21 protein-coding genes and 1 pseudogene are annotated in these 26,272 nt (G+C 67.5%); 6 read left to right on the plus strand and 16 right to left on the minus strand.

What is annotated here, in order from left to right:
- Positions 1 to 3: 3 nt before the first annotated feature.
- From fadD32 to glf, 9 genes are all read right to left on the minus strand, one after another.
- Entirely contained in the window at positions 4 to 1,896 is a 1,893-nt protein-coding gene (gene fadD32 / locus AWB95_RS20220) for a long-chain-fatty-acid--AMP ligase FadD32 (protein WP_085168559.1), read from the minus strand.
- A 272-nt stretch (positions 1,897 to 2,168) separates the two neighbouring features.
- Positions 2,169 to 3,191, minus strand: coding sequence for a carboxylesterase Culp6 (gene culp6, locus AWB95_RS20225; protein WP_062541165.1), 1,023 nt, complete (start codon positions 3,189 to 3,191; stop codon positions 2,169 to 2,171).
- 126 nt (positions 3,192 to 3,317) lie between these two features.
- Positions 3,318 to 4,199: an esterase family protein gene (locus tag AWB95_RS20230; protein ID WP_085168560.1), complete on the minus strand. Its 882-nt coding sequence runs from the start codon at positions 4,197 to 4,199 to the stop codon at positions 3,318 to 3,320.
- A 204-nt stretch (positions 4,200 to 4,403) separates the two neighbouring features.
- A complete protein-coding gene (locus tag AWB95_RS20235; protein WP_085168561.1) occupies positions 4,404 to 5,585 on the minus strand; it encodes an esterase family protein in 1,182 nt (393 codons plus the stop codon).
- A gap of 372 nt (positions 5,586 to 5,957) precedes the next feature.
- Positions 5,958 to 7,883, minus strand: a complete 1,926-nt coding sequence (gene aftB / locus AWB95_RS20240; protein ID WP_232315763.1) for a terminal beta-(1->2)-arabinofuranosyltransferase — start codon at positions 7,881 to 7,883, stop codon at positions 5,958 to 5,960.
- 40 nt (positions 7,884 to 7,923) lie between these two features.
- The gene (locus tag AWB95_RS20245) at positions 7,924 to 8,838 is read right to left on the minus strand and encodes a decaprenyl-phosphate phosphoribosyltransferase (RefSeq protein ID WP_062541569.1); all 915 of its coding nucleotides are present in this window, start codon (positions 8,836 to 8,838) and stop codon (positions 7,924 to 7,926) included.
- On the minus strand, positions 8,835 to 9,359 hold the full coding sequence (locus tag AWB95_RS20250) for a phosphatase PAP2 family protein (RefSeq protein ID WP_085168562.1): 525 nt from the start codon (positions 9,357 to 9,359) through the stop codon (positions 8,835 to 8,837). The genes AWB95_RS20245 and AWB95_RS20250 overlap by 4 nt, the downstream gene beginning before the upstream one ends.
- On the minus strand, positions 9,352 to 11,235 hold the full coding sequence (locus tag AWB95_RS20255; protein WP_062541844.1) for a glycosyltransferase: 1,884 nt from the start codon (positions 11,233 to 11,235) through the stop codon (positions 9,352 to 9,354). Before AWB95_RS20255 ends, AWB95_RS20250 begins: the two co-directional genes overlap by 8 nt.
- Positions 11,228 to 12,433, minus strand: a complete 1,206-nt coding sequence (gene glf / locus AWB95_RS20260; RefSeq protein WP_169714714.1) for a UDP-galactopyranose mutase — start codon at positions 12,431 to 12,433, stop codon at positions 11,228 to 11,230. Before glf ends, AWB95_RS20255 begins: the two co-directional genes overlap by 8 nt.
- A 289-nt stretch (positions 12,434 to 12,722) precedes the next feature.
- Between glf and AWB95_RS20265 the strand changes: the two are divergent.
- A pseudogene (locus AWB95_RS20265) lies at positions 12,723 to 13,642 on the plus strand (hypothetical protein).
- A gap of 161 nt (positions 13,643 to 13,803) precedes the next feature.
- The gene (locus AWB95_RS20270) at positions 13,804 to 15,414 is read left to right on the plus strand and encodes an N-acetylmuramoyl-L-alanine amidase (protein ID WP_062541618.1); all 1,611 of its coding nucleotides are present in this window, start codon (positions 13,804 to 13,806) and stop codon (positions 15,412 to 15,414) included.
- Positions 15,415 to 15,419: 5 nt separating this feature from the next.
- Here the strand turns inward: AWB95_RS20270 and AWB95_RS20275 are convergent, their stop codons facing one another.
- From AWB95_RS20275 to AWB95_RS20290, 4 genes are read right to left on the minus strand one after another with little or no spacing between them, the layout of a single operon-like run.
- Positions 15,420 to 16,235, minus strand: a complete 816-nt coding sequence (locus AWB95_RS20275) for a Cof-type HAD-IIB family hydrolase (RefSeq protein WP_062541610.1) — start codon at positions 16,233 to 16,235, stop codon at positions 15,420 to 15,422.
- 40 nt (positions 16,236 to 16,275) lie between these two features.
- On the minus strand, positions 16,276 to 17,028 hold the full coding sequence (locus AWB95_RS20280) for a lysophospholipid acyltransferase family protein (protein WP_062541611.1): 753 nt from the start codon (positions 17,026 to 17,028) through the stop codon (positions 16,276 to 16,278).
- Positions 17,029 to 17,062: 34 nt separating this feature from the next.
- Positions 17,063 to 17,812 (minus strand): lysophospholipid acyltransferase family protein, encoded by a 750-nt coding sequence (locus AWB95_RS20285; RefSeq protein WP_085168563.1) that lies wholly within the window; start codon positions 17,810 to 17,812, stop codon positions 17,063 to 17,065.
- 4 nt (positions 17,813 to 17,816) lie between these two features.
- On the minus strand, positions 17,817 to 18,599 hold the full coding sequence (locus tag AWB95_RS20290; RefSeq protein ID WP_062541612.1) for a lysophospholipid acyltransferase family protein: 783 nt from the start codon (positions 18,597 to 18,599) through the stop codon (positions 17,817 to 17,819).
- 205 nt (positions 18,600 to 18,804) lie between these two features.
- On the opposite strand from AWB95_RS20290, the gene AWB95_RS20295 reads away from it, so the two are divergent.
- Both AWB95_RS20295 and AWB95_RS20300 read left to right on the plus strand, forming a co-directional pair.
- Entirely contained in the window at positions 18,805 to 20,355 is a 1,551-nt protein-coding gene (locus tag AWB95_RS20295; RefSeq protein WP_062541613.1) for an MBL fold metallo-hydrolase, read from the plus strand.
- Positions 20,352 to 20,684, plus strand: coding sequence for a hypothetical protein (locus tag AWB95_RS20300; protein ID WP_062541619.1), 333 nt, complete (start codon positions 20,352 to 20,354; stop codon positions 20,682 to 20,684). Before AWB95_RS20295 ends, AWB95_RS20300 begins: the two co-directional genes overlap by 4 nt.
- Here the strand turns inward: AWB95_RS20300 and AWB95_RS20305 are convergent.
- Positions 20,681 to 22,243 (minus strand): phytoene desaturase family protein, encoded by a 1,563-nt coding sequence (locus AWB95_RS20305; RefSeq protein ID WP_062541614.1) that lies wholly within the window; start codon positions 22,241 to 22,243, stop codon positions 20,681 to 20,683. The two genes, AWB95_RS20300 and AWB95_RS20305, sit on opposite strands and share 4 nt — an antisense overlap.
- 58 nt (positions 22,244 to 22,301) lie before the next feature.
- A complete protein-coding gene (locus AWB95_RS20310; RefSeq protein ID WP_062541615.1) occupies positions 22,302 to 22,937 on the minus strand; it encodes a TetR/AcrR family transcriptional regulator in 636 nt (211 codons plus the stop codon).
- A 68-nt stretch (positions 22,938 to 23,005) separates the two neighbouring features.
- On the opposite strand from AWB95_RS20310, the gene AWB95_RS20315 reads away from it, so the two are divergent.
- Complete coding sequence (locus tag AWB95_RS20315) at positions 23,006 to 23,488, plus strand: DUF2834 domain-containing protein (protein WP_062541616.1); 483 nt, start codon at positions 23,006 to 23,008, stop codon at positions 23,486 to 23,488.
- Positions 23,489 to 23,609: 121 nt separating this feature from the next.
- Here AWB95_RS20315 and serS read toward each other — a convergent pair whose 3' ends face one another.
- The gene (serS, locus tag AWB95_RS20320; protein WP_062541617.1) at positions 23,610 to 24,869 is read right to left on the minus strand and encodes a serine--tRNA ligase; all 1,260 of its coding nucleotides are present in this window, start codon (positions 24,867 to 24,869) and stop codon (positions 23,610 to 23,612) included.
- Positions 24,870 to 24,976: 107 nt separating this feature from the next.
- Here serS and AWB95_RS20325 point away from each other — a divergent pair.
- Positions 24,977 to 26,272 (plus strand): septum formation family protein (locus AWB95_RS20325; RefSeq protein ID WP_211279758.1); only part of this gene is annotated, 1,296 nt, incomplete at its 3' end.

Raw genomic sequence — 26,272 nt, forward strand, 5'->3', positions numbered from 1 at the left:
GGCTCAATCCACCTGGTCGGGGAAGGCGTTGGGCGAAGCGGTGCCGCTGCGCAGGCTGCCGTCGAGGTAGGCGGTGCGACAGGCGCGCCGGCCGATCTTGCCGCTGGAGGTGCGCGGAACCGAGCCGGCCTGCACCAGCAGCACGTCGCGCACGGTGACTCCGTGCCGCACGGCGATGGCCGCCCGGATGTCGTCGGCGATGGGCTGGTAGTCCAGCTTGTGCGCGCCCGGCGCCCGTTCGGCGACGATCACCAGCTGTTCGGAGGTGTCGTCGGGGTCGTACTTCAGCCCGGCGTGCGGGTTGTCGAACACCTCGCGCGGCAGCTGGTTGGCGGGCACCGAGAACGCGGCCACATAACCGGTGCGCAGCGCGCGGCTGGCCTCCTGCGCCGAGTACTCCAGGTCCTGCGGGTAGTGATTGCGGCCGTCGATGATGACGAGATCCTTGACCCGGCCGGTGATGTAGAGGTGGCCCTTGTAATAGGTGCCGTAGTCGCCGGTGCGTACCCACAGTCCGTCGTCGGGAGCACCCTCGGCGTGCGACGGGCTGGTCCGCGACTTGAGGATGTTCTTAAAGGTCTCCTGCGTCTCCTCTTCGCGGTTCCAGTAGCCCATCCCCATGTTCGTGCCGTGCAGCCAGATCTCGCCGATCTGCCCGTCGGGCAGTTCGGAGGCCGACTCGACGTCGACGATGACCGCCCACTCGTCGACACCGATCAGGCCGGCAGACACCTGGGTGACCGCGTTGGGCGCATCCGGGGCCACCTCGACGAACCGATGATTGTTGAGCGCCTCACGGTCGACGTGGATCACCGTCGGACCCTCGGACATCGGGGTGATCGAGACGAACAGCGTCGCCTCGGCCAGCCCGTAGCACGGCTTCATCACGGTGTCGCGCAAGCCGAACGGACGGAACGCGTCGTGGAATTTGCGCATCGACGCCACCGAGACCGGCTCACTGCCGTTGAGCAGCGCCTTCACATTCGACAGGTCCAGCGGCTCCTCGTCGTCCTTGGGCACGCCGCGTACCGCGGCATGCTCGTAGGCGAAGTTGGGCGCCACCGAGTAGACCTCGCCGGTCTCGCCGGGCTTGCGCGCCATCTCCCGTATCCAGCGGATCGGCCGGCGCACGAACGCCGCCGGCGTCATGAACGTGTTGTGATAGCCGAGCACCGGCGACAGCATGATCGCGATCAGGCCCATGTCGTGGAAGAACGGCAGCCAGGTGACCCCGCGGTCGCCCTCCTTGCCCTCGAACGCGTTGAGCACCTGGACGACGTTGTGGGCCAGGTTCAGCGCGGTGATCTCCACACCGGTCGGCGTGCGCGTCGAGCCCGAGGTGTATTGCAGGTAGGCGATCGTATCCGGAGTCTCGACGGGCATTTCCCAGGTGGCGGCGACTTCGTTGGGGACCGCGTCGACGGCGATGACACGCGGCCGCTCCTTGGCGGGGCGGCTGCGGAAGAACTTGCGGACCCCCTCGGCGGAGTCGCTGGTGGTCAGGATCGCCGACGGGCTGCAGTCGTCGAGCACCGCGTGCAGGCGACCGACGTGGCCGGGCTCGCTCGGGTCGAACAACGGGACCGCGATCCGCCCGGAGTAGAGGATGCCGAAAAACCCGGTCAGGTAGTCGAGGTTCTGCGGGCACAGGATGGCGACCCGATCGCCCGGCTGGGTGACCTGCTGCAGACGGGCGCCGATCGCCCGGTTGCGCGCACCGAACTCGGCCCAGGAAATGTCGCGCGCGATGCCGTCGCGCTCGGTCGAGAAGTCCAGGAACCGGTAGGCGAGCTTGTCGCCGCGCACCGCCGCCCACCGCTCGACGTGACGGACCAGGTTAGCGTTTTCCGGGAACCTGATCTTTCCGTTCACGACGAACGGGTTGTGGTACGCCATTGCCACTGTCTCCTGTCACCACATGTCTGAAGGTCAAATCTCTAGAGCTATGCGGACGGCTGCGCCCGACTCGGGTCGGTCGGCGGGACGCCGGAATCTTTCGCCTGCGCCGTTCGTCGCGAACCCTAAACCTCACAGATCGTACAGAAGGGCGCGTAACATCCGGCACTGCATCGACCCGGCGGGCCAACCACAGCCGTTCTTATTTTTTTCTTAATGTTAAGGGCCGGTGCGCCGCGGACCAAATCACCGCGGGCGGCTTGACGGAACCGTTACCCGTGCTTGGGATGCGGCGCGTTTTCGATCAGACCCCGGGCCCAATTGAGGGTCCACTCCGTGGCCGACTGCCCGTCCAGACTCCAGAACTGGGTGGTGGCATACAGCGCGTGCACGGGTTGGCCGGCGCCGCCGGCGAGCGTGTCGAGCGTGGTGGGCAGGTTGGTGATGCTGAACGCTTCCTGCGGCGCCGCGCAGATCAGGTCGCCCTGGCCGCAGATCTCGTTGGTCCGGTTGTTGAGGTCGCCGAATCCGCCGGGCCGCTTGCCGGTCATGGTCAAACCCATGGTCGACAGCACCGGCACCTCGTGCAGGGTGATCTCGGCGCCCTGGCCCGGCGGGTTGGGGCCGATGTCCTGGCCCACCCCTTCCTGGCGGCGGCCGTCGGCGATCAGCGTCACACCGAGCACCAGGTCCTCGTCGACCGGCCCGCGGCCGTTGCCGATGTCGCTGGCGATGTCGCCGGCGATCACCGCGCCCTGCGAGAAACCGATCAGCACATAGCTGGTCAGCGGGCACTTGGCGTTCATGTCCGTGATCGCCTTGACTGCGCCCTCGGTGCCTTCTTTGCGGCTCTGGTTGTACGACATCTGGTTGTCGCCGGAGAGCGGATTGTGGAACTGCGCGGTGTAGGGAACGGTGTAGACCTCGACCCGGCTGGCGTCGAACTGCTGGCTGATCGGCCGAGTGACGTTGAGCAGCAAGGCTTTCGGAAACTCGACCGGGTTGAGCGGGTTGTCCTGCAGCGACGACTCCCAGGTGCCGGGTATAGAGACGAGTTGCACGTCGGGGCAGCTGGCGTCTTGGAACGCCGGGCGCGGCTTGTGCGGGCGGGCCGAGCTGCTGGTCGGCGGCACGATGCTGGGCGGCACCGCGCTGGGCGGGGTCTCCGGTTTGCGCAGGTATGTCACCACGAACACCAGAACCAGCGCCACCACGAGCGCCGTTGCGCCGGCGGCGATCAGCGCCAGGATGCGGTGCCGCCTGCGCCGCGATTTGGCGCCCTTCTTCACAGCCATGTCTCCTGCCAGCAGAGTTGGTCATTGCACACCCGACGTCGCGTCTTGCACATCGCGTGCCGTGCAGCGCCCGTCGCACCCTGCTTTACGGTACCGGTTCCCGGCACCGGGTCCCGCGGGCGATCGCTAGCGAATGGCGCCGACGATGTCGCCGGACATCGCGCCCAGCTCCGGGCCCCACGACCCCCAGCCGTTGTCGCCGCCGGGGAACTCGAAGTGCCCGTTGTGGCCGCCGACGTTGCGGTACTGCTGGTAGAAGAAGTGGCCGCTCCCGGTTGCCTCGGCCTCCTGGCCGATCATCGCCGCCGGGTCGCTCGCGCCGCCGGTGGGGTTGACCACCCACACCCGGGTGTTGTTGGCCGCCAGCAACCCGGCGTGCACATACGGGTCGTGCCACTTCCAGCGGCCCAATTGCGCTGCGCCCCACATGCCTTGGGTGTCGACGCCGCCGAACTGCGCCATACCGGCGGTGATGGCGCCGTTCTCGGTGGTGTTCGACGGGTACAGGAAACCCGACAGCGAACCCGCGAAGCCGAACCGGTCCGGGTGGAAGCAGGCCAGCGCCATGGCCCCGTACCCGCCCTGCGACGCGCCGACGACGGCGTGGCCACCGGGCGCCAGGCCCTTGTTGGCGGCCAGCCAGTCCGGCAGCTCGCTGGACAGGAACGTCTCCCACTGCTTGCTGCCGTCCTGCTCCCAGTTGGTGTACATGCTGAAGGCACCGCCCGCGGGCGCGGCCACCGAGATGCCCTTACCGCCCAGCGTGTTCATCGCGTTGCCCGCGGTGACCCAGTTGCTGACATCCGGGCCGGCGTCGAACGGGTCGAGCAGGTACACCGCGTGCGGGCCGCCGGCCAGGAAGGCCACCGGGATGTCGCGGCCCATCGCCGCCGACGGCACCATCAGGGTCTCGTAGCCAGCCGCGTGGGCGGGTCGGCTGACACCACCTAAGCCGGCTGCGAGCACAGCAGCGCACAACACCCGCAGCAGCAACGAGACGCCCCTCATGTCCACCTCACTCGGTATCGATCCGCATTCCCCCGAAAAGCCCCGTCCCGGAAGGTAGTGAACCACACCGGACGCGCCAGGATGGGTGGAAACGACTAACGGCGGCGACCTGTAGAAGGTCGCCGCCGCCAGTCGTCGTTGCTTGTGGTCTAGTGGCGATCGCAAGCGCGGCACAGCCGGGCGCTGCGGGTCGCCACCATCGGCCTAGTGGCCGCTTTGCGCGGCAGCCGGGGTGCCCTGGCTGGCCGGGCTGCCCGGGCTGGCCGGAGCGGCCGGAGCCGCCGGGGTGCCCTGGCTGACCGGGGTGCCCTGGCTACCCTGAGGGTTCGGCGTCGTCTGGCTCGCCGGGTTGTTCTGCGCGGCCGCGTTGCTTGCGGAAGCCTCGCCGCCGCCACCGCCGGGCGCCGCGCCCAGCGTCCGCTGCAGGTCCGGCTTCATCGCGTTCAACTGCGCGCCCCAGTACTCCCAGCTGTGCGTGCCGCTCTCCGGGAAGTTGAACACCGCGTTATGACCGCCGCCCGCGTTGTAGGCATCCTGGAACTTGATGTTGCTGGTCCGCACGAAGCCCTCCAGGAACTTCGCCGGCAGGTTGTCGCCACCGAGCTCCGACGGCTTGCCGTTACCGCAGTAGATCCACAGGCGGGTGTTGTTGGCGATCGTCTTCCCGACGTTGAGCAGCGGGTCGTTGCGCTGCCAGGCCGGGTCCTCCTTCGGGCCCCACATGTCGGCAGCCTTGTAGCCGCCGGCGTCGCCCATGGCCAGGTTGATCAGCGACGGTCCCATCCCCTGCGAGGGGTCCATCAGGCCGGACATCGCGCCGGCGTAGATGAACTGGTCGGGGTGGTAGTTCGCCAGGTTCAGCGCCGACGCACCGGCCATCGACAGGCCTACCGCGGCACCGCCGTTGGGCTTGACCTGCTTGTTGGCCTGCAGGTACTGCGGGAGCTCGCTGGTCAGGAAGGTCTCCCACTTGTAGGTCGAGCAGCCGGCCTTACCGCAGGCGGGCTTGTACCAGTCGGTGTACCAGCTGGACTGGCCGCCGACCGGCATGACCATCGACAGACCGGACTGGTAGTACCACTCGAAGGCGGGGGTGTTGATGTCCCAGCCGTTGAAGTCGTCCTGGGCGCGCAGACCGTCGAGCATGTAGATCGCCGGCGAGTTGGCGCCACCGCTCTGGAACTGCACCTTGATCTCGCGGCCCATCGCCGCCGACGGCACCTGCAGGTATTCGACCGGCAGACCTGGCCGGGAAAATGCCCCGGCGGTCGCCGAACCCCCGACGACGCCGATCAGCCCCGGCACCAGGGCCGCTGCGGCTGCCCCTAACGCGAGGCGGCGCGGCATCCCCTTCGCCGCGCCACGAAACCTGTCAACAAGCTTCATCCGTGCTTTCCCATCCTTATGTTGGCCCAATCTTTCGGGTCGGACTGCGTGCGCTGCGTCCAGGTGCCCGGCTCCGTTGCGGCTTGCATCGTCCCCGGGCTGGGCGCACCAGTGCCCGTGTAGTCAACCACATCTTGGTGCGATCTCTCTCATCGAACGCCCCTTTGGAGGGGGTGACGGTTCGCTGCGGCCGGCTGCTGTCGGCGGCGGGCAGGCCTCGCGGCGAATGTGCTCACGACCGATTTCTCGCCGGTAAGCAGTCTGGTTCCATGTTGCTGTCAGCACAGGGCTGTCACGGCGTTGGAGTGTCGGGCGCCGCGGTGAAAAATTTTCCGTCGATTTATTCGGACGCTCACCCCTGCGGCCCAGACGCTACGGCCCCGAGGCCGGCAACCCGGTGTAAGGCGTGCCGCTGGATTCGGGGATCTCCAGGCCGCACCGGATCAACTCATAAAGCGGAACGCGGTCGATACGGTACTTGGTGAATTCATAGGAATGCAGCAGGTTTGAGAGGAACCGGTGCGGTGTCATCGGGCTGCGCACCGAGTTCAGCACCGCCTGGGTCGCCGGGCACTGCAACGCCGCCACGGCTTGGGCGACCCACTTGTCGTCGAGGTAACCCGGAACGCCGGGATACCACTTCACCCACGGACCGTCGGCGATCACCCAGTCCGGGAACAGGTTCTTGTCATGCCCGATCCGGCCGTGCTGCAGACGCGCCGTGTGCGCGGCCAACGGATTGGCCAATCCGATTTGGTCGAGCACCCTGATGTCCAGGCCGACGTTCATTCCCAGCATGCCGAGGTTGGTGAAAAACACTGCGTGCGGCCCCTTTTGGGGCTTGTTCGGGTCCGGCGGCTGTTTCGGCGGGATCACCGGAACCAGATCCCACTGGTTGTAATTGCCCGACGGCAGCAACAGCGACCCCTCCGGGGTGTTGTTGAGCGCCACCAGCACCGCGCGCATCCGCGGGTAGTCCAGATAGTCGGCGGCGGTCAGCGGATGAGCGTGTCCGGTCGCCTGCGCGTAGAAGCGGCGCTCGTCGACGATCCCCGTGTAGGTGACCCTGGTGGCGTCGTCGCCCATGCCGGGCGAGTTGGCCGCCCATAGCGACCAGCCCGCCACTGCCAGCCACAGCGCGGCAACCGCGCCCGCCAACCAATAACCGGTCTCCCGCGAGAATCTGGTGCCGTCGGGAAACACCACCGGCACCACGGCCACCGGCGCCAGCAAACAAAACAGCGGCACCAGTAAGACCCTGCCGTGCATGAAGTCGCCGCCCTGACGGATCCAATACAACCCCTGCAGCAGGCCGCTGATCACGATGAAAGCCACTACTGCTGCCGGACTTTGGACCGCGCGGGCCCACCGTCCGTAGCCGGGCGGCGGCGTGTGCCGTATCCACCAGGGGCGGGCACGGGTGGTCAGCAGCACCAGTCCCAGCGCCAGCAGCAACACCACCGGCACCCACATGGCGTAGGGCCGGTTGAAATTCGACAGATACAGCAGGCCCTTCGGCCACTTGTCGCCGGCGGCGTCCTTGGCCAGCGCGGTGCCGGGAAACAGCAACCCGTAGTAGCCCATTCGGAAAATCTCGTAGCCCACCGGCAGCAGCCCGCCAGCCACCACGATCAGCGTCCGTTGCCGCCAGCCCCGTGCGGCGACCAGCATCATGATCAGCGCCAGCCCGCCGATCAGCGCCAGCTCGGGACGGACGAGCACGCTGCAGCCCGCAACAAACGCCAGCGCACCGATGAATACCCGGCCGCACGGACGCGACCGCAACGCCTGCGACCAGCAGACCATCATCCACCAGAGCAACCCGAGATAGGCCAGTGCCAAACCGCTTTCCAGCCCGGAGGTCGCGAAGTCACGCGCCGGAGGGACGGCGATGTAGACGAGCGCGCCCGCTGGCAGCATGATCGCGCGTCGGCCCAGCAGGCTGGGCGCATACAGCCGCCCGGTCCCCAGCATCAGCAGCACCACGCCCGCCACACTGAGCACCAGCGCCAGCACCAGCGCCACATACTCCAGGCGCATCGGCCCGGCCAGCCAGCTGCCCGCATAGACCACATAGGTCCACACCACCGAGGTGTTGGCCTCTACCCGCTCGCCCGCATTGAACACCGGCCCGTTGCCGGCCAACAGGTTTCGTACTGTGCGCAACACGATCAGGCCGTCGTCGGCGATCCAGCGCCGCTGCCAGGCACCCCAGCCGAACAACACGCCGATCAGCGCGGCGCTGACCCACAGGCTGACCCGCACCGTGGCGTCGTACGGAAATGCCGGCCGGGCCACGGGTACTGGCGCGGGCCGACGGGACGGGACGACAGCAGGGCTAGCCGAGGATAACCGCAGCACCAATGGTTCCGATCCAGGCCACGAACAACAGCTGCAGCACCCGGTCCCGCAGCGCGATGTCCTCGGGCTCGCCGGCCAGCCCGCCGTCGACGTCGACTGCGTAGCGCAAGATCGCGATCGTGAACGGGATCATCGACACTGCGAACCAGGTGCCCGTATAGCGGTCGCGTTCGAACGCCCATAGTCCGTAACACACCACGACAGCGGTGGCCGACATGGTCCAGACGAACCGCAGATAAGTGCTGGTGTAGCTCTCCAGCGATTTGCGGATCTTGGCGCCGGTGCGCTCGGCCACCTGCAGCTCCGCGTAGCGCTTTCCGGCCCCCATGAACAGCGACGCGAATGCAATTCCCAGCAAGAACCATTGCGACAGATAGATATCGGCGGCCGCACCCCCGCCGATGGCCCGGATCAAATACGCCGACGAAAGGATGCAGATGTCGATCACGGCTTGGTGTTTGAGACCGAAGCAGTAGGCCAACTGCATGCCGAGGTAGACAGCGATCACCACCGCCAGGTTCGGGGTCAGCCACCAGGAGATGCCCAGCGAAGCCACCCCGAGTACCGCGGCGATGACATAGGCCAGCCACTCCGGCACCACACCGGCGGCGATCGGCCGGAACCGCTTGGTGGGATGCTCGCGATCGGCCTCGACATCGCGCACGTCGTTGATCAGATAAATCGACGAGGCGGCCAGGCAGAACACCACGAACGCGACGGCCTCCTTGCCCAGCACGGCGGCGTAGTCATACCGGACGTCGGTGCCCCATGCCGCCAACGGTGCCGCCAGCACCAGGATGTTCTTCACCCATTGCCGGGGACGGATCGCCTTGACGAGGCCGACGATCAGGTTCGCCGGAGGTCCGGTCACCGGCATCACGTCCTCACTCATCGGCACCACCTACCTTCGACGCGGACAGCGCCGGCTGCGACGCCGGCACCGACAATCACGCCGACCGCCACGTCGCTGGGATAGTGCACCCCCAGCAGCATCCGCGACAGCGCCATCGGCGGCACCAGTAGGGCCGGCAGCCGCGTCCCGGTGACCCGCGCCAAGAGGATGGCCGCCGCCGTAGTCGAGGTGGCATGCGCCGACGGGAAGCTCAGCCGGCTCGGGGTGCCGACGTTGACTGCGACGGCTGGATGATCCGGGCGTTCGCGCCGCACCAGCCGCTTGATCACAACGGCCGTCGCGTGCGCGGTGAACGCCCCGGCGCCGACCAGCAACCAGGCCCGCCAGCGCTGGGGCTGCCACAGCGCGCCCAGGGCCGAGACCGCCAGCCAGCCGAGGCTGTGCTCACCGAAGTACGACAGGCCCCGCGCCGCGGCCAGCATGCCGGGGCGCCCGGACAGTGCGGATTGAATCGCCACCAACGCGGCCAGTTCGCCTCGCGGCGCGGCAGTTTCAGCCATTGTCTTCTACGGACAGCAGGACGGTCTCCCACTTCTGCTTGCTGGAGAGCACCGGCAACGCTTCGCGATAGACCCGGCGCATCTCGTCGAACCGGCTGGCCAGCCGGCGCTGGCGCCGAAGCGACTGCCACAGCAGAGAGAACATCATCGACCGGTCACGCTGCCGATACACCACCCCGCGGCCGTCGGCAGTGGTGACGGTGGCGCCGTCGAGCGTGCACAGCTTGAACCAGCGGGCGTCCTGGGTCGGCACATTCAGTTGGGGCCGTTGATGATGCGCCGGGTCGGCCTTTGTCGCGTTGTGCAGAATTCCGCGGGCCAGCCGGTAGCCGATGGCCAGCGGGTTGACCGGCGGCTTCATCTCGGTGTTCTTCTGCGAGGGCGCGGGCAACTCGCTGGCCGCCGGCAACACGACCGCATCCGGATACGCCTTGCGGATCCGGTGCACCTCAGGCAACGCGGATTCCAGGATCGAGAAGATGTGCTCCGGGCCGGCCAAAAAGTCGTCGATGGCCTTGTTCTGAATCGCTACAGTCGAATACTCAAGGCAGGCAAGGTGTTTCAACGTCGCCTTGAGGTGGCTGCGGAGCAGGCCGATGATGTCGCCGTCCCAGTGCATGGCGGCCACCACCAGCCTGTTGCGCAGGTGGAAATAGGCCTGCCAGTCGATGGCGTCGTCCTTGTCGCTCCAGGCCATGTGCCAGATCGCGGCGCCGGGCAGGGTCGCGGTCGGGTAGCCGCGCTCGGCGGCGCGCAGCCCGTAGTCGGCGTCGTCCCATTTGATGAACAGCGGCAGCGGCTGGCCCAGCTCCTCGGCCACCTGCCGCGGGATCATGCACGTCCACCAGCCGTTGAAGTCGACGTCGATGCGACGGTGCAGCAGGTTGCTGCGAGCATTGTTGTCGCTCAACGGGAATTTGGCGAAGTCGTGGTCGTATTCGGCGTGCGGCGCGGCGGTCCACATAAAGATCGACCGGTCCACCACCTCGCCCATGATGTGCAGGTGCGACGGCTCCTGCAGATTGAGCATCTGACCGCCCACCAGCATCGGCGTCTTGGCGAAGCGATGCAGCGCCAGCACCCGCAGGATCGAGTCGGGCTCGATCCGGATGTCGTCGTCCATGAACAGGATCTGCTGGCAGTCGGTGTTTTTCAGCGCCTCGTACATCACCCGGCTGTATCCGCCCGAGCCGCCCAGGTTGGGCTGGTCGTGGATGGACAGCCGGTTGCCCAGCGGGGCGGCGGCCTCCGCGAAGTCGGGGTGGTCACGCACCTTCGCGGTGCCCTGGTCGGGCACGATCACCGCGCCGATCACCTCGGCCACCAACGGATCCGAGGTCAGGTCGCGCAACGCGTTGACACAGTCGCTGGGCCGGTTGAAGGTCGGGATGCCGACCGCGATGTTGGCGACGCCGGGCGCCGGGACCGGCGCATACCAGCCCGCGCTGTGCAAGGTCACGTCGCTGTCGGTGGTGATGTCGAACCAGATCCAGCCGCCGTCTTCGAAAGGCTGCAGTCCCACCTCTAATTCGACGACCTGTGCGCTGCCGGCGAAGTTGCGGCCGTCGATGTAGATGCGCGCGCCGGTGGCCTTGGTCCGGTAGACGTCGACGCGGCCGGCGCCGGTCAGTTCGGCGCGCAACACCACCGAGGTCAGCGTCGTCCAACGCCGCCAGTAGCTGGCCGGGAAGGCGTTGAAATAGGTCGCGAACGACACCTCGGATTCGGCGCCGACCTGCAGCGACGTACGCGTTGTCGCATGCGCGCGCCGGGCGTTGGTGATCGACTCCTCCAGGTAGAGCTTGCGGACGTCGAGCGGCTCGCCCGGGCGCGGCAAGATCACGCGGGCCAGCAGGCTCACAGCGGTTTCACTCATCCGCGGATGCTTTCGTCAACGGCGCGCCCTCGCGCAGGTGTGGCGCCAGAACGTTGTCGTACATGTTCAGTGCGCTGGCGATGGCCATGTGCATGTCCAGATATTGATAAGTGCCCAACCGGCCGCCGAACAACACCTTCGACGACTCGGTCTCGGCTTTGGCCCGGGCCCGATAGGCGGCCAGCAGAGCGCGGTCGGCTTCGGTATTGATCGGGTAGTAGGGCTCGTCGTCATCGTCGGCGAACCGCGAGTACTCGCGCATGATCACCGTCTTGTCGGTGGGGTAGTCGCGCTCGGGGTGGAAATGGCGGAATTCGTGGATGCGGGTGTAGGGCGGGTCCGGATCGTTGTAGTTCATCACCGGGGTGCCCTGGAAGTCGCCGGTCGGCAGCACCTCGAGCTCGAAATCCAGTGTGCGCCAACCCAGGTGGCCCTCCGCGTAGTCGAAGTAGCGGTCCAGCGGGCCGGTGTAGACCACCGGCGCGCCGGGGTGCGCAGCACGGAGTTCCTCTCGCACGTCGAACCAGTCGGTGTGAGTGCGGACCTCGATGCGCTCGTCGGCGGCCATGTTCTGCAGCCACGCGGTGTAGCCATTGACCGGTAGGCCCTCGTAGGTGTCGTTGAAGTAGCGGTTGTCGAAGGTGTAGCGGACCGGCAGCCGGGTGATGGTGGACGCCGGCAGCTCCTTCGGGTCGGTCTGCCACTGCTTGGCGGTGTAGTTCTTGATGAACGCCTCGTAGAGCGGCCGGCCGATCAGCGAGATGGCCTTCTCCTCGAGGTTCTGAGCGTCCTCGGTTTTGATCTCGGCGGACTGCTCGGCGATCAGCGCGCGTGCCTCGTCCGGGCTGAAGTAGCGGCCGAAGAACTGCGAGACCAGGCCCAGCCCCATCGGCATCGGATAGGCCTGCCCGTCGTGCAGCGCGAACACCCGGTGCTGGTAGCCGGTGAACTCGGTGAACTGCCGCACGTAGTCCCACACCCGCTTGTTGGAGGTGTGGAAGAGGTGAGCACCGTATTTATGCACTTCGATGCCGGTCTGCGGCTCGGATTCGGAGTAGGCGTTACCGCCGATGTGCGGGCGCTTCTCGACGACCAGGACACGCTTGCCGAGTTGGCTGGCCACGCGCTCAGCGATCGTCAGGCCGAAAAATCCGGAGCCGACGACGAAAAGGTCGAAACGAGCGGTCATCGACTGCATAGGGTATCCGACCGCGCGGCCACAACCCGCTCGGCGGCTCCGGCGGAGCGCGGCCGAACCGCAATGGTTACGCGGCGGCAGCTCGCGAGATCGTATTTGGCGAGCACCCGCGGCCGCCGGCGTGGCTTTCGGGCGGCCGCCGGGTGACGAATGTCGCGATTGGTTCACGATTCGATATCGCCACACTAGTCACAGCAGTCACGCCAGTACCATCGATCACGTCGGCATCTTGCTGCGCTGCACAGGCAGGACGACCGAGGACCATATAGCCCAGATTGAGGAGACTTCCGTGCCGAACCGACGTCGACGCAGGCTCTCGACAGCCATGAGCGCAGTCGCCGCTCTGGCGGTCGCGAGTCCATTTGCCTATCTCACCGTCAGCCAGTTGGCCGCCGACAGCACGCCGGCTCCCGAGCATCACGAGTTCGTCCGGGCCGCGGTGATGAGCGACTTGCCCAATGAGCTGATGTCTGCCCTGACTCAGGGGTTGTCGCAATTCGGGATCAACATGCCGCCGGTGCCGAGCCTGGCGGGCGGCGGGGCGACAGCCACGCCGGGTCTGACCAGCCCCGGATTGACCTCGCCCGGGCTGACGTCACCGGGTCTGACGACGCCGGGTGCCACGCCGGGGCTCACCACGCCCGGCCTGACGACACCCGGTGCGACGCCCGGGCTCACGACGCCCGGTGCGACGCCGGGTTTGACGACGCCCGGTGCGACGCCGGGTTTGACCACTCCTGGCGCTACCCCGGGGCTGACCGACCCCAGCTTGACCAACCCGGGCCTGACGGACCCAGCCTGACCAACCCGGCCGGCGCCACGCCGGGCCTGACCAGCCCAACAGGCACGACTCCGGGCCTCACCAGCCCGGCTGGTGTCGACCCGTCGCTGATCAACCCCGGCGCGATGACCCCTGGCTACAGTCCGGGAGAGGTGCCGATCAGCACACCGATCGGGTTGGACCCGGGCGCGGGTGGCACCTACCCGATCCTGGGCGACCCTTCGCTGGGCGCCGCGCCGACGTCGGGCGGTAGCGGCGGGATCGTCAGCGACCTGATGAGCACCGCCAACCAGCTCGGCGCCAGCCAGGCGATCGACCTGCTCAAGGGCCTGGTGATGCCGTCGATCACCCAAGCGATCCAAGGTGGCGCCGCAGGTGCCGCTGCACCGGCGGCCGCCGCCGCGGCGCCGCCGGCCCCTGTCACCTGACCGGTATGTAGATCCTGTTACCCAACGGCACCGCAGAAGTGGGGGCTGGTTGATCCAGCGCCGAAACTCTGCGGTGCCGTTACGGGTAGAGTAACTTTGTCCCCAGTAGTACCGTGTCGCAACAGAAGCAACATAGACCACATAAGTAACATCGCCTTGTGTTGCGCAGCCGTCGCCCGCCGACGATGTTGTTCACCGCGATCGCGGCGACCGTCGTCATCCTGCCCTGGGCGGTCACCGGACATCGGGATCAGCCGGTCAACGCCGACGCCACCCAGCTGACCCGCCAGCCGCTGATCGGCGTCGGCGGCGGTGAAACCGTCCGCGAGATCAGCCAGCCCACACCGTTTTCCATGGTCGCGCTGACCGGCGGGGATCTGACCGGCACCTCGGCACGGGTGCGCGCCAAACGTTCCGACGGCTCCTGGGGACCCTGGCGTGACGCCGAGGCACTCGAGTCCGAGGGCTCCGACGGAGCGTCGACCGTTCCGCGCGGTACCGAGCCGGTGTTCGTCGGGAAGACCACGACGGTGCAGATCGCGGTCACCCGGCCCCACGACGCGCCGGTGACGTCGGCGCCGCCGGACCCCGCACCGGCTGCGCTGGGCTACCGGCCGGCGACCGTCGAACAGCCGCTGCCGCAGAACATTTCGGCGATACTGATCTCTCCGCCGCAGGCACCGGCCGACACGCAGTGGACGCCGCCGTCGGCGGTGCTCGCGCCGGGCCAGCCGCCCAACATCATCAGCCGCTCACAGTGGGGGGCCGACGAGTCGATACGATGCGGTAATACCCTGTACGACAACGCTATTCGCGCAGCGGTGGTTCACCACACCGCGGAGAGCAACGACTACGAGCCGCAGGATTCGGCCGCCATCGTGCGGTCCATCTACGCCTACCACACCAGAATGCTGGGCTGGTGCGACATCGCCTACAACACGCTGGTCGACAAGTACGGGCAGGTGTTCGAGGGCCGGGCCGGCGGGATCAGCCGGGCGGTCGAGGGGTCGCACACCGGCGGGTTCAACCGCGACACCTGGGGTGTGGCGATGATCGGAAACTTCGACGACGAGCCACCGACCCCGATCCAGCTGCGCACCGTCGGCCGGCTGCTCGGCTGGCGGCTGGGCATCGACCATGTCGATCCGCACGGCACCGTGACGCTGACGTCGGCCGGCGGCCCCAACACCCACTTCCCGGCCGGCGCCACGCCGACACTGCCGAGCATTTTCAGCCACCGCGACGTCGGCGCCACCCTGTGCCCGGGTAACGTCGCCTACGCGCGGATGAACGAGATCCGTGATATCGCAGCGCGTTTCAACGATCCGCCCGGGCCGGAAGACTTGGCGGCGGCGCTGCAGGGCGGCGCGATCTACGACCGCTGGCAGGCGATGGGTGGGATGAAAAGCCTCCTGGGCGTGCCGACCTCACCGGAAGCCACCGCGGCCGGCTCGGCGCGTTACGCCACCTTCGACAAGGGCGCCATCTACTGGTCGCCGGAGACCGGCGCCGAACCGGTCACCGGTGCGATCTACGAAGCCTGGGCCTCGCTCGGCTACGAGCGCGGGGCACTGGGGCTGCCGACCAGCGGGGAAATCCAGCAGCCGCAGTGGATCACGCAGAACTTCCAGCACGGCACGCTGAACTTCGACCGGGAGACGGGCCGCGTCACCCGGGTCATCGATGGTGTCGCGCAGGAACTGCCGCCGCCGGCGCCGGACGGGCCGCCGGTGCAGCTCGAGCGGTTCTCGCCGGTGCATCCGGCGGCGTAAACCGCTTAAAGCCACCAACGTTCGAGCACCCGGGCCACCCCGTCGTCGGTGTTGGGCGCGGTGACTTCGTTCGCGGCGGCCACCGCCTCGGGATGCGCATTGCCCATCGCGACGCCGTGGCCGGCCCGCAACAGCATCGGCACGTCGTTGGGCATGTCGCCGAACGCGACCACATCCTCGTCGGTGATGCCCAGCGGCCGGGCGATCTCGTCGATACCGGTGGCCTTGCTGAAGCCCAGCGGCACGATCTCGATCAGCCCGTTGTTGGTCGAGTAGGTGATGTCTCCCTCGATCCCGATGTGCTTGGCCAGTTCGGCGGCCATGTCGTCACTGCGGGCCCCCGCCTTGCGGATCAACAGCTTGACGGCGGGCGCACTGAGCAGGTCTTCGATGGACACCTCGGTGTTGTCCGGGTTGAGCCAGGCATGCTCGTAACCCGGAGAGCTGATGAACTGCGGCGTCGCGGTGTCATGTGCGCTGCGGCCTATGCGCTCGACGGCCAGCCCGGCGCCCGGAATGACGCGTGTCGCGATCTCGGCCAGCTCGCCGAGGGTGTCGACGGCCAGCGTGTGCGCCGACACCACCCGGTCGGTGGCCGCGTCGTAGACGACGGCGCCGTTGGCGCACACCGCCATCGGCGCGAACCCGAGCTCGTCGACCACCGGCTGCACCCAGCGCGGCGGGCGGCCGGTCGCCAGGATGAACTTCGCCCCGGCCTCGACGGCGGCGTGAACGGCGTGCCGAGTACGCGGGCTGATCCGTTCACGGTCGTCGATCAGGGTGCCGTCCACGTCGCAGGCAATGAGCGCGGGCAGTGTCATCTGGGCAATCCGCCGTTCCCGCCGAGCGGCGGCGGCGCGGTCACAGGCGGCTCACACCCTTTTTGCGGGCCCGCTCCATCAATTCGGCGATCCGCAGCGCCTTGGACTCGTCGGGGGTCGGCGCGCTGCCGCCCAGCCGGCGCGGCACCCAGTAGGCGCCTGCGGGATGCGGGTACTCCTCCTGCACCCGATACAGCATCGACTTCATCGTGTCGCGCAGCCGGGCGTTGAGCTCGTCGGCGCCGCCCCGCGGTTGCAGCGGCGCACCCACCGCAACGGTGATCGGGACCTTGTTCCGAAACAGGTGACGCGGGTGGTCTTTGGGCCAGATCCTTTGGGCGCCCCACACGATCATCGGAATGATCGGCACCTGCGCCTCCAGCGCCAGCCGGGCCGCCCCGGTCTTGAACGGCCGCAGTTCGAAGCTGCGGCTGATCGTGGCCTCCGGATGTAGGCCGACGAGTTCGCCGCGTTTCAGCTCCCGCACGGCCACCGCGTAGGCGTTCGCGCCGTGGCTCCGGTCCACCGGAATCAGCTTGGCGTGCTTGATGACGTAGTTGACGGCCCGAACATCCTGCATTTCGGCCTTGATCATGAACCGCAGCCGCCGTCGGCGTTGATATGCGGCCATAGACGCCGGAAGCCAGTCGACGTAGCTGGTGTGGTTGAGCGCCACCAGCGCGCCGCCACGTTCGGGAATGTTCTCGAGGCCCTGGTAGGTGATCTTGGTGCCGTTCGCCGCGACCAGCGGCGGGACGACGATCTCCATCATCCGGAAGAACGGTTCTGCCATTCCATGCTCCTGTTAACCGGCCGGCCGCTGGTTCTCACAACTCTTGCTCCGCGCGCTTGCGGGCCCGCGCGGCGCGTTCGGCCTCCTCGAGAACTTTGGCCTCTGCCAGGGTAGGTGCGCTGCCACCGAGTCGCCGCGGCACCCAGAACGCGCCCTCGGGATGCGGATATTCCTCCTGCACCCGGTGCAACAACGACGTCATCTGGTCGTGCAACTGGGCTTCGAGCTGCTCGACGTCGCCGCGCGGCGCAAGCGGCGCACCGGCAGCCACTGTGATCGGAATTTTTTTGCGGCCGACGTTTCGCGGGTGGTCCTTGGTCCAGATGCGGTGCGCGCCCCAGACGATCAGCGGCACGATCGGCACCTGCGCCTCCAGGGCCATGCGGGCGGCGCCGGTCTTGAACTCCTTGAGCTCGAAGCTGCGGCTGATCGTCGCCTCCGGCATCAACCCCACCACTTCCCCCTCGCGCAGCCGTTGGACGGCCACCGCATACGCTTCTCCCCCGGCCTGGCGGTTCACCGGAATGGTCTTGGTGTGCTTGATCAGGAAATTGACTACCCGCACGTCCTGCATCTCGGCCTTGATCATGTAGCGGATCCGGCGACCGCGGTGGTGCACGGCCAGGGCGGCGGGCAGCCAGTCGACATAGCTGGTGTGGTTGATCGCGATCACGGCGCCGCCGCTGCGCGGAATGTTCTCCAGGCCCTCGAAGGAGATCGGGCTGCCGACGGCCTTGATGACCGCTTTTGCGGTGATCTCGAGCGCGCGGAATACCGGTTCCATACAGCTACTCCGGCGCAGCCCCCGCATCGGGCCGCAGGCGAGCCGCCTTGGCGGCGGCGCGCCGAGTGGCTTCTTCGGCGTCCAGCCGGGCGGCCTCGGCCAGCGACGGGGCGCCGCCGCCCAGCCGGTGCGGAACCCAGAACTCGCCTGCCGGATGCGGTCCGTAGGCGTCTTGCACCCGCTCCAGCAAATGCTGCATCCGGGAATGCAGCAATTTCGTCAACTCCGGCGCCGGCAAGGTGGGCTGGATCGGCTCACCGACCGCCACCTCGATCGGCACCTTGGGCCGCAACAGCTTCTTCGGGTGGTCCTTGGTCCAGATCCGCTGGGCGCCCCACACAATGTGCGGGATGATCGGCACGCCGGCCGCGATGGCCATCCGGGCGGCGCCGGACTTGAGCTCTTTGATCTCGAAGCTCCGGCTGATCGTCGCCTCCGGGTACACCCCGACCAGTTCACCGGCCTTGAGAGCGGCTACCGCCGCCTCGAACGAGGCAGCGCCGCTTTCCCGGTCGACCGGGATGTGCCGGCAGCCGCGCATGATCGGGCCGGAAACCTTGTGGTCGAACACTTCCTGCTTGGCCATGAACCGCACCTTGCGGCCGAGACCCTGCTTGTAGGCGGGCAGCCCGGCGAAGGTGAAGTCGAAGTAGCTGGTGTGGTTGATCGCGATGACGGCTCCGCCGGTCTCCGGCAGGTGCTCCACCCCGCTGACGGTGAACCGCAAACCCTGCAATCGCCACGTCAGGCGGGCAAGCTGAATGACAGTTCCGTACACCGGCTCCACGCCGTCAACCCTAGTGTTTCGGTTGCCGGCGCGCGGCCTGCTCGAAAAAGAGGGTCGGCCGGGCAGCCGGCGATCGCCGCTGGGTTGATGGCGGCGACCCGTCGCGCCCGGCTTCGCCGAGCTTACGATCGCCGCTGGGTTGATGGCGGCGACCCGTCGCGCCCGGCTTCGCCGAGCTTACGATTCCGATTAGGCTTGGTCCGCGATGCAGGTCACCAGTGTCGGCCACGCCGGCTTTCGGATCGAGACCCGGGCGGGCAGCATTCTGTGCGACCCGTGGGTCAATCCGGCCTACTTCGCGTCGTGGTTCCCGTTCCCCGACAACAGCGGGCTGGACTGGGACGCGCTGGGCGACTGCGACTACCTCTATGTCTCGCATCTGCACAAGGACCACTTCGACGCCAGGCTGCTCGCCGAGCACGTCAACAAAGACGCCGTGGTGCTGCTGCCCGAGTATCCGGTGCCGGACTTGCGGGATGAGTTGGCAAAGCTGGGATTTCACCGGTTCTTCGAAACCACCGACTCGCAAGTACACCGGGTCGGCGGACCGAAGGGCGGCCTCGACATCATGATCATCGCCTTGCGGGCGCCCGCCGACGGACCGATCGGCGACTCGGCGCTGGTGGTGTCCGACGGCGAGACGACGGTGTTCAACATGAACGACGCCCGGCCGGTGGATCTCGACGTGTTGCATTCGGCGTTCGGGCACGTCGACGTGCACATGCTGCAGTACTCCGGGGCGATCTGGTACCCGATGGTCTACGACATGCCGGCGCGGGCCAAGGAGGCCTTCGGCACCCAGAAGCGGCAACGCCAGATGGACCGCGCTCGCCAGTACATCGCGCAGGTCGACGCCACCTGGGTGATCCCGTCCGCCGGGCCGCCGTGCTTTTTGGATCCTGAACTGCGCCACCTCAACGACGACCACGGCGATCCGGCCAACATTTTCCCCGACCAGATGGTGTTCCTCGACCAGATGCGGGTCCACGGCCACGACCGCGGACTGCTGATGATGCCCGGCTCGACCGCGGATTTCTCTGGCACACAGTTGAATTCGTTGCGTCACCCACTGCCCACCGAGGAAGTCGAGGCGATCTTCACCACCGGCAAAGCGGACTACATCGCCGACTACGCGGCGCGGATGGCACCGGTGCTGGCGGCGGAGAAGGCCCGCTGGGCGCCGGCCGCCGGGGAGCCGCTGCTGGAACCGCTGCGCGCGGCGTTCGAGCCGATCATGCTGGCCAGCGACGAGATCTGCGACGGCATCGGCTATTCCGTCGAACTGAGACTCGGCCCGCAAACCGTCGTGCTCGATTTCCCGAAACGCACTGTGCGCGAAGCGGTTCCCGACGAGAAGTTCCGCTACGGCTTCGAGATCCCACCGGAATTGGTGCGCACCGTGCTGCGCGACAACGAACCCGACTGGGTCAACACCATCTTCTTGTCCACCCGGTTCAAGGCGTGGCGGGTCGGCGGCTACAACGAGTACCTGTACACGTTCTTCAAATGCCTGACCGACGAACGCATCGCCTACGCCGACGGCTGGTTCGCCGAAACCCACGACGACACCGCGTCAATCACCTTGGACGGCTGGGAGATGCAGCGACGCTGCCCGCATTTGAAGGCCGATCTGTCGAAGTTCGGTGTGGTGGAAGGTAATACACTGACCTGCAACCTGCACGGTTGGCAATGGAACCTGGAGAACGGTCGCTGCCTCACCGCGCGCGGCCACGAACTGCGGTGCTCGCGGCTGTGAGCACGCAACAGCGCTACGACGACGGCCTGGTCCAGTTGGATCGGGAGGCAATTACTTTGCGCCGCTACCACTTTCCTTCGGGCACCTCGAAGGTCATCGCGCTGAACAAGGTCCGCGGGTACAAGGCTGAGCCGCTGGGGCTGTTCATGCACCGGTTCCGGATCTGGGGCAGCTCGGATCTGCGCCGCTGGTTGCCGCTGGACGTGCGCCGGCCGTTCAAGTCGACGTTGATCACGCTCGACGTGTTGGGCACCCGGCCCAGCCCCGCGTTCACACCGGAGCGCCCGGACGAGTTCACCGCGCTGCTCGACGAGCTGCTCCGGCACTAGCGGCCCGCGTCTGCCAGCGCTTGATGGGCGGCGTTATAGCCCGGGATGAACGTGATCCCCGGTCCGCCGTGACATCCCGCGCTACCGAGGTACAGCCCCTCGATCGGGATCGGCTGCCCGAGATACCCTTTCGGGCCAGGCCGGTTGGGACCGATCTGGTCGGGGTTCAGCAGCCCATGGCAATAGTCGCCTCCGGGCGCACCGAACATGGTTCCCATGTGCTTGGGCGTAAAGGTGGTGTGCCGGATGATGCTGCGTTCGAAATTCGGTGCCAGCCTGGTGATTTTGTCGATCACCCGCTGACCCATCTCGACCTTGGCTCGGCCGTAGTCGACGCCGCCTTCGATCGGGAACCACAACGCGAACGCCGACGCGGCGTGCTTAGCCTCCGGCGCCAGGTCCGGGTCGTTCTGCGAAGGGATCTGTAACACCACCGTCGGGTCGGCTGGCACGATTCCGCGCCGGCATTCCTCCCACTGCTGCTGGACTTCCTCCGGGGTGCAGAACAGCCCTATCGACGCCTGCATGGCCGGGTCGTCGAGCATTTGGTACGGCGCCGCGAAGGCCGGGGCTTCGTCCAGCGCGAAGTGCATCTGCAGGTAGCTGCCGCGGTGGTCGATGCGGCCGTAGCGTTCCCGGATATCGGCGGGCAACGCGGCGGGATCGACCAGCTCACCCAGGGTGAGGTCGGGCGCGATGCCGGAGACGACGACAGGCGCGGTCAGGGTATCGCCAGCCTCGGTGCGCACGCCGGTTACCCGGCCGCCGGCGACGAGGACTTCGGCCACCTTGGTGCGCAACCGGACTTCGCCGCCGTCGTTCTCGAATTGCTTGCACAGATGCGACGTCAGCGCGCCGATGCCGCCGCGCAGTTTCTTCATCTGCATCGTGTCGCCGTCGGGAACGCCGATGCCGAAGGCCAGCGCGGCCGCGCTGCCCGGTGTGGCCGGTCCCCGATAGAGGGTGTTGACGGCCAGCACGGTCATCGAGCCGCGCAGCGCGCCGTGTTTCTCGCGGTCGGGCAGATAGCGGTCCAGCACGTCGGTCACCGAACCGAAGAGCATGTCATTGATCGCTGCGCGTTCGAATTCGTTTGTGGCACAGGCATACATCTCGTCGAGCGTCTTGGGCCGCGCGCCGGCGTCGAAGCGGCCCAGAGCGCGGGTGGGGGCCTGGCTCCAGGCCATCAGCCCGGCCATGCCGTTCACCCCGTCGGCGCCGTGGACCTCGTTGAGGTGGGTGAACAGCTTGATCGGGTCGCTGTACTGGACCAGCGGATCGTCGCCGACGCCGCGCACCGCTACCGACATCACGTCGAGATCGACAGTGGGCAGGTTGCCCAGTCCCAACTCGTCGGCGACCACCGGCGCGGTGGGGAACTGCACCGAGCCGGCGATCTCGAAGTGGTAGCCGTCGAAAAGCTCGACGGTCGAGGCCATTCCGCCGGCATAGAGCTTGGATTCCAAGCACACCGTGCGCAATCCGGCGCGTTGCAAAATCACCGCCGCGGCCAATCCGTTGTGCCCGGCACCAATCACGATCGCGTCGTAGTCGGTCATCTGCGCCGCCCTTTCCTGCTCTGCTGCGCAGGCTGGCACGTCTCCATAGTTTTGTCAATTATGACGAAACTATGGAGCAGGCGTTCGCGGATGAGGCATTCGTGAGGCCGGTTCGAAGCAACTCCAGCGCCGCGTGACACATTCGGGCCAGTTCACCCAGCGACCGGTCGTCGCCGAGCATCCAGAACTCCATTGCGCCGAAGACCGCGGCGGCGATGCAGCGTGCGGCTACCACGGCGTGCAACCGGCTTTCCGCTGTCATGTTCGCTTCACAGCTACGCCGGTGCAGCTGCGCCTCGATGGCATCGGCGAAGTCGGCCTGGACATCCTGCATGTGGCGGACGATGCGGCCGGGGTCGAGCTCGCCACCCCGCAGCGCGGCGACTTTGGTCACGGCTTCAACGTCAAAGGGAAACGAGAAGATGGCCGTCTGGACCGACTCGATGATCGGTTCGTCGGCGGGCCTGGCGTCCAGCGCGGCGCGAAACCACTTCAATCCGGTGTAGTCGGCAAACAGCAAATCGTGCTTGGACTTGAAGTGCCGATAGAACGTCCGCAGCGACACCCCGGCGTCCGCAGCGATCTGCTCGGCCGACGTGTCCTCCACGCCCTGGGCCAGGAATCGCACCTGCGCGGCCTGAATGAGGGCCTCGCGAGTGCGCTCGCTGCGCGCCGTCCGCGCGGGTCTGGCCATGCCAGTACGGTACCTCGTCGAGTTTCGTCAATCTTGACAAAAGACTGGCCGATGCCGAGACTGCCCACATGATCTCACTGCTGGTGCACGCAATCCTGGGGCTGACGGTCATCGGGTGGATCGTCGCGTCGAACCCGCGGGTTTTCGCGCGGCCGTCCCACGGCCCCCGCTTCTCGGCGCTCGAATGCGCGTACTACGCCGTCGGGGTCGCGTCGGTCGTGCTCGGCTGGTATTTCAACATCCGGTTCGTACGTGAGTACGCCACCGGGTCGGGCAATCCCCTGTGGGGACCGGGCAGTTGGTCGGACTACATCCGGCTGATGTTCACCAATCCCGCCGCCAGCTCAGCCAGCCAGGACTACACAATCATCAATGTCGTTCTGCTGCCGCTGTTCACCATCGTCGACGGCTACCGGCGCGGGCTGCGGCGGCCGTGGCTGTACTTCGTGTCCAGCCTGTTCACCAGCTGCGCTTTCGCGTTCGCGGTCTACTTCGCCACCATTGAGCGGCAGCACCGGCGCGACCGAGCCCACGAGAAGGTGAGCGTCTAAGGCGTCGCCTGGCTCAGGCAGAAATCCCTCGCGCAGAGCCACACCGAGATCGACATTTTGCGACAAAAGGCCGAGAGATGGTCTGCAAAACGTCGACCTCGGCGAATTGGCCGCCGCGCCGTTAACCGGTCGGCTCGAGCAGCTCGGTGCCCACGAACGGCACCAGCGCGTCGGGGACCCGCACAGTGCCGTCGGGCCGCTGGTGGTTTTCCAGGATGGCCACCAGCCAGCGGGTGGTGGCCAGGGTGCCGTTGAGGGTGGCGGCAATCTGCGGCTTGCCGTTCTCGTCCCGGTAGCGGGTGGCGAGCCGGCGGGCCTGGAACGTGGTGCAGTTCGACGTCGAGGTCAGCTCGCGGTATGCGCCTTGGGTGGGGATCCAGGCCTCGCAGTCGAATTTGCGGGCCGCCGACGAGCCGAGATCCCCTGCGGCGACGTCGATCACGCGGTACGGCACCTCGATGCGGGCCAGCATCTCGCGCTGCCAGCCGAGCAGCCGCTGATGCTCTGCTTCGGCCTCGGCGGGTGTGCAGTAGACGAACCCCTCGACCTTGTCGAACTGGTGCACGCGGATGATGCCGCGGGTGTCTTTGCCGTGGCTGCCGGCTTCCCGGCGAAAGCACGACGACCAGCCGGCGTAGCGCCGCGGTCCGCCGGACAAGTCGAGGATCTCGTCGGCGTGATAGCCGGCCAGCGGAACCTCGGAGGTGCCGACGAGGTAGAGGTCGTCGGCGTCAAGGTGGTACACCTCCTCGGCGTGCGCGCCGAGAAACCCGGTGCCCGACATGACGTCTGGGCGCACCAGCACCGGCGGGATCATCGGAATGAAGCCGTTGTCGACCGCCAGCCGCACCGCAAGCTGCAGCAGCCCCAGTTGCAGCAGCGCGCCGCGGCCGGTCAGGAAGTAGAACCGCGACCCGGACACCTTGGCGCCGCGCTCCATATCGATCAGCCCCAGCGACTCGCCGAGTTCCAAATGGTCTCTTGGGTTTTCGATCGCGGTCGGCTCGCCGACGACGTCGAGCACCGCGTAGTCGTCCTCCCCGCCGGCGGGCACCCCGTCCAGAATGACGTTGGATATCGCCATGTACGCCGCGGTGAACTCCGCCTCGGCTTTGGCCTGCCGGGCCTCGGCGGCCTTGACCTCCTCGGCCAGTTCCTTGGCCCGCGCCAGCAGCGCCGGCCGCTCGTCGGCCGACGCGGCGCCCACCTTCTTGCTGGCGGCCTTCTGCTCGGCGCGCAGCGAATCCGCGGCCGAGATCGCGGCCCGCCGGGCGGCGTCGGCGGCCAGCAGCGTGTCGACCAGTGCGGGGTCCTCGCCGCGGTTCCGCTGGGAGCGGCGAACAGCGTCGGGGTCTTCGCGCAGCAACTTCAGGTCGATCACGGCCTATGACCCTACTTTTGCTCGCGTCCGGCCCGCCGCCCGCACCCCGGTAAGCAACATCTGCATCAAGTGTCACGGGGTGCGTCGGGCCTGTCAGAATAGAGCCAATGTTGGACGCACCCGAGCAGCACGATTCGCCCGCCGAACGGCCGGAATCCCGGCTGGCCCGGTTCGGGTGGCTGCATACGTTGCATGCCACGGCGACGCGGCGCGCGTTGTTGCTGACCGCGCTGGGTGGTCTGCTGATCGCCGGCATCGTCGTCGCGCTGCCGATCTCCGGCGACCGCGGGCGACTGTCCGGCTACATCGACCCGGTGCCCAGTACCGGCGCCAAGGGCAACGACGCCTTCAACCACGCCGGCAGCGGCGATTGTCTGATGTGGCCGGATCGCACGCCGGAGGCCGCGACCATTGTCGACTGCAAGGAGGAGCACCGCTTCGAGGTCGCCGAGTCGGTCGACATGCGGACCTTCCCCGGCTCGGAGTACGGGCCCGACGCCGCGCCACCGTCGGCCGCGCGCATCGAGCAGATCAGCCAGGAACAGTGCGAGTCGGCCGTGCACCGGTACCTCGGCACCAAATTCGATCCGAGCAGCAAGTTCACCATCAGCATGCTGTGGTCCGGCGACAAGGCGTGGCGCCAGCACGGTGAGCGCCGGATGCTGTGCGGCCTGCAGCTGCCGGGTGCCGGCAACCAGCAGCAGGCTTTCAAGGGCAAGGTCGCCGACCTCGACCAATCGCGGGTGTGGCCGGACGGCACCTGCCTGGGCATCGACCCGTCGACCAACCAGCCCACCGACGTCCCGGTCGACTGCGTCGTGCCGCACGCGATGGAGGTCACCGGCACGGTCAACCTGATGGCCAAGTTCCCCGACGCGCTGCCACCCGACCCTGAACAGGACGCGTTCATCAAGGAGTCCTGCACGCGGCTGACCGACGCCTACTTGGCGCCCGTCCAGCTGCGCAGCACCACGCTGACGCTGATCTACAACACCCTGTCGTTGCCGAGCTGGTCGGCCGGCAGCCGTGAGGTCGCCTGCAGCATCGGGGCGACCCTGGGCAACGGCGGCTGGGCGACGCTGCTGAACAGCGCCAAGGGGCCGCTGCTGATCAACGGCCAGCCGCCGGTTCCGCCGCCGGACATCCCGGAGGAGCGGCTCAACCTGCCGCCGATCCCGATGCCCGCACCCAACCCCGGCAGCGCCGCCTCGTCGGCCGGGTCGTCGGCGGGCTCCTCGGGCGGGTCGAGTACCCCGCAGCAACGTCAGGGCAACGAGCACCTGCCGCAGCAGCCGGGTCCCCCTGCCCCGCAGCAGCAACCGGCCGCGCCCGCACCCCAGCAACCGGCCGCGCCGCCCCCACCACCGGAAGCGCCGGCACCGCCGCCGCCAGCTCCGCCGACG

The sequence above is a fragment of the Mycobacterium celatum genome (assembly GCF_002101595.1).
GTDB lineage: Bacteria > Actinomycetota > Actinomycetes > Mycobacteriales > Mycobacteriaceae > Mycobacterium > Mycobacterium celatum.

Coding starts and splice junctions, on each gene's coding strand:
- fadD32 (WP_085168559.1), bottom strand. CDS start 1,896: ATGGCGTACCACAACCCGTTCGTCGTGAACGGAAAGATCAGGTTCCCG.
- culp6 (WP_062541165.1), bottom strand. CDS start 3,191: ATGGCTGTGAAGAAGGGCGCCAAATCGCGGCGCAGGCGGCACCGCATC.
- AWB95_RS20230 (WP_085168560.1), bottom strand. CDS start 4,199: ATGAGGGGCGTCTCGTTGCTGCTGCGGGTGTTGTGCGCTGCTGTGCTC.
- AWB95_RS20235 (WP_085168561.1), bottom strand. CDS start 5,585: ATGAAGCTTGTTGACAGGTTTCGTGGCGCGGCGAAGGGGATGCCGCGC.
- AWB95_RS20245 (WP_062541569.1), bottom strand. CDS start 8,838: ATGAGTGAGGACGTGATGCCGGTGACCGGACCTCCGGCGAACCTGATC.
- AWB95_RS20250 (WP_085168562.1), bottom strand. CDS start 9,359: ATGGCTGAAACTGCCGCGCCGCGAGGCGAACTGGCCGCGTTGGTGGCG.
- AWB95_RS20255 (WP_062541844.1), bottom strand. CDS start 11,235: ATGAGTGAAACCGCTGTGAGCCTGCTGGCCCGCGTGATCTTGCCGCGC.
- glf (WP_169714714.1), bottom strand. CDS start 12,433: ATGCAGTCGATGACCGCTCGTTTCGACCTTTTCGTCGTCGGCTCCGGA.
- AWB95_RS20275 (WP_062541610.1), bottom strand. CDS start 16,235: ATGACACTGCCCGCGCTCATTGCCTGCGACGTGGACGGCACCCTGATC.
- AWB95_RS20280 (WP_062541611.1), bottom strand. CDS start 17,028: ATGGCAGAACCGTTCTTCCGGATGATGGAGATCGTCGTCCCGCCGCTG.
- AWB95_RS20285 (WP_085168563.1), bottom strand. CDS start 17,812: ATGGAACCGGTATTCCGCGCGCTCGAGATCACCGCAAAAGCGGTCATC.
- AWB95_RS20295 (WP_062541613.1), top strand. CDS start 18,805: ATGCAGGTCACCAGTGTCGGCCACGCCGGCTTTCGGATCGAGACCCGG.
- AWB95_RS20305 (WP_062541614.1), bottom strand. CDS start 22,243: ATGACCGACTACGACGCGATCGTGATTGGTGCCGGGCACAACGGATTG.
- AWB95_RS20310 (WP_062541615.1), bottom strand. CDS start 22,937: ATGGCCAGACCCGCGCGGACGGCGCGCAGCGAGCGCACTCGCGAGGCC.
- AWB95_RS20315 (WP_062541616.1), top strand. CDS start 23,006: ATGATCTCACTGCTGGTGCACGCAATCCTGGGGCTGACGGTCATCGGG.